A 6,284-nucleotide genomic window follows, 5' to 3' on the forward strand; every position below is an offset into this window, starting at 1 on the left:
GCTCCTTAGAAGCCGGCCGTGATGCGAGTGAAGTCCCAGTTGGCCTGGGGGGTGCCGCTACAGGTGTCGTTGAGACCGCCGGAGCACGGCCGGTCCCGGTTGACCGACCAGTACGCGAACCGGGTCAGCCCGTGCGAGTTGGCCCAGTCCCGGATCTGGGTCCAGATCCCGGTCGTGGTGATCTCACCCTGGTCGGAGCTGCCGTTCATGCCGGAGATGCCCATCCGCGCGTACGCCTGCGCGTCGGTCCAGCCCCAGGCCGACTTGAGCGCGTTCTTCAGGCCTTCCGAGGCGTTGACGGTGGCTTGGTACATGGTGCCGTGCCCGCCGAAGTTGAACGGCATGATCGTGTAGTTGTCGATCGGCACGTTCAGCGCCCGCGCCTGGTTGATCAGCCGGATGCCGTCGCCGGTCGGGCCGTTGAGGCCGGTGCCGAAGGTGACCGCGATCTTCACGTTCGGGTTGTTCTGCTTGACGATCTTCAGGCCGTTGAGGATGCGGTCCTGGACGGTGTAGTTGGAGAACTCGTCGGTGTTCTCGATGTCGAAGTCGACCACGGCCGGGCCGACCGCGTTGATGACCTGCTGCACGGCTCCGGCGTACGCGGCGGGGGTGGCGCAGTTGGGGCCGAGCTTGTTGCCCGACCAGCCGCCGAAGGAGACCTGCACGCTGCCGCCGGCCGCCTTGATGGAGTTGATCGTGGACTGGTCGACGCCGCCGGTCAGCGGCCTGCTGCCGTCCCAGCGCGGCACGCAGCCGCCGCCGGACAGGATGAACGCCATGGTGAAGGAGCGGATGCCGGTCTGGCTCATCACCGTCGCGGCGTTGGGCGGGCTGCCCCAGCCCATGTAGAGGTAGGGCGCGCCCGGCATCTTGCCCGGCGGAGGCGGCGGGGGCGGGTTGGTGCCGGTGGGCAGCGTCCAGCGCTGGTTGGCGCTGGCGAAGCAGTCCCAGATCTGGAGGGGGGTGCCGTCGGCCGAGCTCGGGCCGGTGGCGTCCAGGCACTTGCCGAGCGCGCGGAGGGTGCCGTCGCCCTGCGGGGTCCAGATCTGGGCGGCGGTGCCGTTGCAGTCCCAGATCTGCACCTTGGTGCCGTTGGCGCTGCTCGCGGCGTTCACGTCCAGGCACTTGCCGAGGGCGCGGATGGTGCCGTCGGTGCCGGTCGTCCAGGATTGGGCGGCGGTGCCGTTGCAGGTGTAGAGCTGGACCTGGGTCCCGTTGGCCGAGTTGGCGGCGGCGACGTCCACGCATTTGCCGCCGTATCCGGTGATCTGACCGGTCGCCGCCGAAGCGGGCGTGACACCGGTCGCGACGAGGGCGAGCGCGACGGCTCCGGCCGCCAGGACTCGCGCTAATCGGGGGCGCTGAAGGGGCATGTTCGTCTCTCCCGGTTGTTCACTTCTTAAATTAACCCGGATATAACCCCTCGGAGGCTAGCGCTGTCAATAGGAAAGTTTCCTAATGAATGTGAGGATCTTGGCCGGTCGGAGGAGGTACGCTGGCGATCGTTCCGGGCGGGGAATAGGCGTGAGCATGCCCATATACGCAGGGAAGGGGTGCCCTGGTTAGGTGAGACTTAGTTAGTGTAGCCTTACCTAAAATTAGTCGGGTGATCCGGAGGATTTTAGGTGGGTGGGGGTCGGGAGGTCCTGTGGCGTGCGGTCCGCGGGCAGCGGCGTGACGTTCTCGTGGGGTCGCTGCTGGGGGCGGGCCATCAGGCCGGTGAGGTGGCGGTTCCCGTCCTCATCGGCGTCGTCATCGACCAGGCCGTCGCTTCGGGTGATCTGACCGCTCTCCTGGGCTGGCTCGCCGCGCTCGCCGCCGTATATGTCGGTCTTTCCATCAGTTTCAGGTACGGCGCACGGGCTGGGGAACGCGCCGCCGAGCAGGCGGGCCACGAGCTCCGGCTGGAGCTCGTGCGGCGGGTGCTCGATCCGCGCGGCGGGGCCGAGCAAGGCCGCTTACCCGGGGCGTTGACCACGATCGCGACCGAGGACGCGAAAAGGGTCGGAGCCGTGAACATGGCCGCGATCATGGGAATCGGCGCGCTTTTCGGTGTTCTGGTGGGCGCGGTGGTGCTGCTGCGGATCTCGTTGCCGCTCGGCCTGCTGGTGCTTTTGGGTACGCCCCTGCTGCTGCTGGCCGGACACCTCCTGAGCAAACCGCTGGAACGCCGCAGCGAAGCCGAACAGGAACGAGCCGCGCACGCGTCCGGCGTCGCCGCCGATCTGGTGACCGGGTTGCGGGTGCTCAAAGGCATCGGCGCGGAGTCGGCGGCCGTCGCACGGTATCAGCGAACCAGCCGGGAATCGCTGGTGGCCACGTTACGCGCAGCCCGCGCGGAGGCCTGGCAGTACGGGATGGTTCTCGCCTTGACCGGCGGCTTCATCGCGATCGTCGCCCTGATCGGCGGCCGGCTCGCCCTGCAAGGAGACATCAGCCTCGGTGAGCTCGTCTCGGCGGTCGGGCTCGCGCTGTTCCTCATCGGCCCGCTGGAAGTCTTCTCCTGGGTCAACGCCGAACTCGCCCAGGGCCGAGCGTCGGCGGCTCGCATAGCCGATGTGCTCGCCATGCCGCCCGCCGTCGCCGCGGGAGGTGGCGGGCTATCCCACCCCACAGGCGACGAATCGCGTGCTGGAGGGAGCACACCCCCCCATCCCGGTGGTGCGCTTCCCTATCCGGTGCGCGGTGAACTGCGCCTGCGTGGCGTGTGTTGTGACGGGTTGACGCTCGACCTGGACGTTTCTCCCGGCGAGATCCTCGGCGTGGTCGCCACGGATCCGGCCCATGCCATCACCCTGCTGCGGTGCCTCGGACGTCAGACCGACCCGGACGCCGGAGTGATCGAAATCGACGGCCTGCCCTATACCGATGTGGACCCCGCCGACCTTCGGCTGGCGATCCTCATCGCCGAGCATGACGCCGACTTGTTCGAGGGAACCTTGCGTACCAATGTGAGGGCCGAGGAGTCCGTGCTGGAGCGGGTGCTGGTCGCCGCCGGTGTGGACGAGGTCGCGCGTGGGCTGCCGCTGGGCGTGGACGCGCCGGTGATCGAGCGTGGACGTTCGTTGTCGGGCGGGCAGCGCCAGCGGGTCGCGCTCGCGCGGGCGCTCGCCGCCGATCGGGCGGTGCTCGTCCTGCACGATCCGACCACGGCGGTGGATACCGTGACCGAAGCGCGGATCGCGGGCGGATTGCGGGAAGTCCGGCAGGGCCGTACCACGATCGTGGTCACCACGAGTCCGGCCCTGCTGGCGATCACCGACCGGGTGGTGCTGCTGGACGGCGGCCGCGTCGCCGACGCGGCCCCGCACACCGAACTGGTACGGCGGAACGCGGTCTACCGGGCGGCGGTGCTCGCATGAGCGACTCGTCGGACATCACCATGAATTCCGAGCCGCTGGACCGCGAGTTGTTACCCACCGCCACACCGGCGCGGACCAGGACCGTGGTGCTCGGACTGCTGCGGCCACATCGGGGCCTGGCGATCGGCGGCTTCGCCGTCATGGTCGGGGCCACCGCGATCGGGCTGCTCACCCAGCCGCTGCTGGGTCGCATCGTGGACCTGGTCGCGTCGCGGAGCACGCTTGACGCGCTCACCATGCCGGTGGTGTTCCTCGTCATCGTCGCCGTCGTGCAAGGTGGCGCGACCGGGCTGGGATTGTCGTTGGTCGCCCGGCTCGGCGAGACCGCGCTGGCCCGGCTGCGGGAACGTTTCGTCGGGCGGGCCTTGCGGCTGCCGCTGGAGCAGGTGGAGAAGGCCGGTTCGGGTGATCTCACCGCCCGGGTCACCGCCGACGTCTCCCAGGTGGCCGAGGCGATGCGGACCGCACTGCCGGAACTGGCCAGGTCGGTGCTGGCGATCGTGCTCACCATGGTCGCGCTGGCCGTGGTGGACTGGCGGTTCCTGCTGGCCGCGCTGCTGGCGGTGCCGTTCCAGGCGCACACCGCGCGGTGGTACGTGCGCAAGGCCGTACCCCTCTACGCGCGGCAGCGTATCGCGGGCGGCGCGCAGCAGCAGCAGTTGCTGGAGAGCATCGGCGGCGCGGCGACCGTACGCGCCTTCCGGATGGAGGACGAGCACGTCGGGCGGGTCACCGAACGTTCCCAACGTGCCGTCGACCTCACCATGCGCGGCGTCTGGCTGGTGCTGCGCTTCTACAGCCGCCTGCACGTCGCCGAGTACATCGGCCTGGCCGCCGTCCTGATCGCCGGTTTCCTCATGGTCCGCGGCGGCCTGGTCTCCATCGGTACGGCTACCGCCGCCGCCCTCTACTTCCACGGCCTGTTCGGCCCGGTCAACACCGCCCTTGTGCTGATCGACGAAGCCCAGTCCGCCGCCGCCAGCCTGGCCCGCCTCGTCGGCGTCATCGACCTGCCCGAACCGGAGCGGCGTGCGGCGGAAGCCACGGCCACGCCGGAGGAAGCGGTCGTGGTGACGGGACTGGGTCATGCGTACGAGCTGGGGCGGCCGGTCCTGCACGGCATCGATCTGACCATCGGGCGTGGGGAACGGGTGGCGCTGGTCGGGGCGAGTGGGGCGGGCAAGACCACGCTGGCCAGGGTGATCGCGGGCGTGCACGTCCCGGCCGCCGGTTCGGTGCGGTTGGGCGCGGGCGAGCGGGTGGCGATGATCACTCAGGACGTGCACGTGTTCGCCGGGTCTCTCGCCGACGACCTGCGCCTGGCCCGGCCGGACGCGTCCGACGCGGAGTTGCGTGAGGCGCTCACCAGGGTGGACGCGCTGACCTGGGCGGGGACGCTGCCCGAGGGCCTGGACACGATCGTCGGCGAAGGTGCCCACCGGCTCACGGCCACCCAAGTCCAGCAGGTCGCGTTGGCCCGATTGATCCTTACCGACCCGCCGATCGCGGTGCTGGACGAGGCTACCGCCGAAGCGGGCAGCGCCGGAGCCCGCGTCCTCGAAAAAGCCATCGACCGGGCGATCGAGGGCCGGACCGCGTTGATCGTCGCCCACCGCCTCAGCCAGGCCGCCACCACCGACCGCGTCGTCGTCATGGACAACGGCCGAATCGTACAAATCGGCCACCACACCGACCTGCACTCCGCAGACGGCCCCTACGCCACCCTCTGGAAAACCTGGACAGGCCACCGCACCACGGATGATCCAGGCTTCCCGGACTCCCCCGATTCCCCAGAACGTCACTATCCCTGACGAATCCCAACCTGCGAAGGATCTTTCATGTTTCCCTCCCTGAAGGGTGGTCGGCCCGCCGCCGTGGTCGCCGCCGCCCTGTTGTTTCTCGCCACCGCTTGCGGTTCCGGGCAGGAGACCGCGGCTCCAGCCTCGTCCGCACCGGCGGCCTCCGCTCCCGCCGAGTCCGCTCCCGCCAGCGTCTTCCCGGTGACGATCGACCACAAGTACGGCGCCACAACCATCCCCGCCGCCCCCACCCGGGTGTTCACGGTCGGCCTGACCGACCAGGACGCGGTGCTGGCGCTGGGTACGGTCCCGGTGGGGACCACCGACTGGTTCGGCGGCTTCCCCGGCGCCATCGGGCCATGGGCGAAGGACGAGCTGGGCAGTTCACCCGTACCGACCCTGCTTGAGGACACCGGCACCGGGCCTCAAGTCGAGAAGATCGCCGCGCTCAAGCCCGACCTGATCCTCGCCCTGTACGCGGGGATCACCAAGGAGCAGTACGACACCCTGTCGAAGTTCGCCCCCGTTGTCGCCCAGCCGAAGGAGTTCAACGACTACGGCATCCCGTGGCAGGAGCAGACCCTGCGCACAGGCAAGGCACTCGGCAAGGACGCCGAAGCCAGAACGCTGATCGACGGCGTGGAGGCCAAGTTCGCCGCGGCCAAGGCCGAACACCCCGAGTTCGTGGGGGCTACGGCCGTGGTGGCCACCCCCTACGAGGGGTTCTTCGTGTACGGCAGCCAGGACTCGCGGTCGCGGACGCTGACCTCGCTCGGGTTCACCATGCCGTCCGACCTGGACAAGGTCATCGGCAACCAGTTCGGGACGAGCATCAGCCGGGAACGCGCCGATCTGCTCGACCAGAAGGTGACCGTGTGGACGGTGCCCGACCTGGTCAAGGATGTTGAGACGCTGCACAAGGACAAGCTCTACGGGGACATGACGGTTGTGTCCGAGGGGCGTGAGGTGTTTGTGGGCGAGTCCACCAGCTATGGGGTGGCGTTCTCGTTCGTAACGGTGCTCAGTTTGCCGTACGTGATCGACCGGCTGGTGCCTCAGTTGGCGGCGGCGTTGGACGGCGACCCCGCGACGAAGGTGGAGCAGCCGACGTCGTAGTTCT

Annotated in this window: 4 protein-coding genes; 3 read left to right on the forward strand and 1 reads right to left on the reverse strand. The window is 69.1% G+C overall.

Annotated elements, in window-relative coordinates:
* Nucleotides 1-5: 5 nt before the first annotated feature.
* A complete protein-coding gene (locus ABGB08_RS35565; RefSeq protein WP_347599722.1) occupies nucleotides 6-1,376 on the reverse strand; it encodes a ricin-type beta-trefoil lectin domain protein in 1,371 nt (456 codons plus the stop codon).
* Nucleotides 1,377-1,628: 252 nt separating this feature from the next.
* Here ABGB08_RS35565 and ABGB08_RS35570 point away from each other — a divergent pair, with 252 nt between their 5' ends.
* The 3 genes from ABGB08_RS35570 to ABGB08_RS35580 are packed head-to-tail and all read left to right on the forward strand — an operon-like array spanning nucleotide 1,629 to nucleotide 6,280.
* On the forward strand, nucleotides 1,629-3,365 hold the full coding sequence (locus ABGB08_RS35570) for an ABC transporter ATP-binding protein (RefSeq protein WP_347599725.1): 1,737 nt from the start codon (nucleotides 1,629-1,631) through the stop codon (nucleotides 3,363-3,365).
* The gene (locus ABGB08_RS35575) at nucleotides 3,362-5,176 is read left to right on the forward strand and encodes an ABC transporter ATP-binding protein (protein WP_347599728.1); all 1,815 of its coding nucleotides are present in this window, start codon (nucleotides 3,362-3,364) and stop codon (nucleotides 5,174-5,176) included. Before ABGB08_RS35570 ends, ABGB08_RS35575 begins: the two co-directional genes overlap by 4 nt.
* A gap of 27 nt (nucleotides 5,177-5,203) precedes the next feature.
* Nucleotides 5,204-6,280, forward strand: a complete 1,077-nt coding sequence (locus ABGB08_RS35580) for an ABC transporter substrate-binding protein (RefSeq protein ID WP_347599731.1) — start codon at nucleotides 5,204-5,206, stop codon at nucleotides 6,278-6,280.
* The last annotated feature ends 4 nt before the right edge of the window (nucleotides 6,281-6,284 follow it).

Source organism: Acrocarpospora sp. B8E8, from assembly GCF_039871605.1.
In the GTDB taxonomy this organism is placed as follows: Bacteria; Actinomycetota; Actinomycetes; order Streptosporangiales; family Streptosporangiaceae; genus Acrocarpospora; species Acrocarpospora macrocephala.

What these genes read in the sequence shown, in the direction of transcription:
- ABGB08_RS35565 (WP_347599722.1), bottom strand. Translation starts at nt 1,376, where the DNA reads ATGCCCCTTCAGCGCCCCCGATTAGCGCGAGTCCTGGCGGCCGGAGCC.
- ABGB08_RS35575 (WP_347599728.1), top strand. Translation starts at nt 3,362, where the DNA reads ATGAGCGACTCGTCGGACATCACCATGAATTCCGAGCCGCTGGACCGC.
- ABGB08_RS35580 (WP_347599731.1), top strand. Translation starts at nt 5,204, where the DNA reads ATGTTTCCCTCCCTGAAGGGTGGTCGGCCCGCCGCCGTGGTCGCCGCC.